The organism is Streptomyces johnsoniae (genome assembly GCF_031845565.1).
Taxonomy (GTDB): Bacteria; Actinomycetota; Actinomycetes; order Streptomycetales; family Streptomycetaceae; genus Streptomyces; species Streptomyces johnsoniae.
In genome coordinates this window covers 1-741 of the sequence record NZ_JAVREV010000055.1, presented here as the reverse complement: position 1 = coordinate 741, position 741 = coordinate 1, and the positions used below count along the sequence as shown (strand labels likewise).

Genomic DNA, 741 nt, shown 5'->3' with positions numbered 1-741 from the left:
TTGCCGTTGGTCTGGGGTCGGTAGGCGCGGGTGAGCTTGCCGGTGGCGCCGAGGTCGGCCAAGGCCTGCTTCCACAGGGTGCTTTTGCGGTAGGACCAGGCGTTGTCGGTCAGGACACGTTCGATGCGGTCGATGCCCACGCCTGCGAACCAGGCGGCGGCACGTCGCAGGAAGGCGGCGCAGGTGGCGGCCTTCTCGTCCGGCAGGACCTCGCTGTAGGCCAGTCTGGAGTGGTCGTCGACGGCAGAGTGGACGTAGTCGAAGCCGACACCGGTCTTCGCCGCGCGTCCCGCTTGCCGGCCCAGGGCCCTGTGGCCGCCGCCGTCGGGTATCCGGCCGAGCTTCTTGACGTCCACATGGACCAGTTCACCGGGCCGCTCACGCTCGTAGCGGCGGATCACGGCGCCGGTGGGCCGGTCCAGGAAGGCCAGGCGGTTGAGGCCGTGGCGGGCCAGGATCCGGTGCACGGTCGAGGCAGGCAGGCCCAGGATCGGACCGATCCTGGCCGGGCCGAGCTTGCGGGTCCTGCGCAGCTGACACACCCGCGACTCCACAGCGTCCGGGGTGCGGTGCGGGGTGGTCCGCGGGCGGCTGGGACGGTCGGCCAGACCGGCCTCGCCCTCGGCAACGGACCTGCGCACCCACTTGTGCGCGGTCGTCCGGGAGACACCCATCTCAGCGGCGACATGGGCGACAGGGCGACCCGAACGAACCCGCTCGACCAGCAGCCGCCTGCCATGA

1 protein-coding gene is annotated in these 741 nt (G+C 71.5%); it reads right to left on the bottom strand.

Translation table 11 applies throughout. From position 1 onward, the window contains the following. Positions 1-741: IS481 family transposase (locus RM779_RS33230; protein WP_311621526.1), on the bottom strand; the 741-nt coding region annotated here is incomplete at both ends.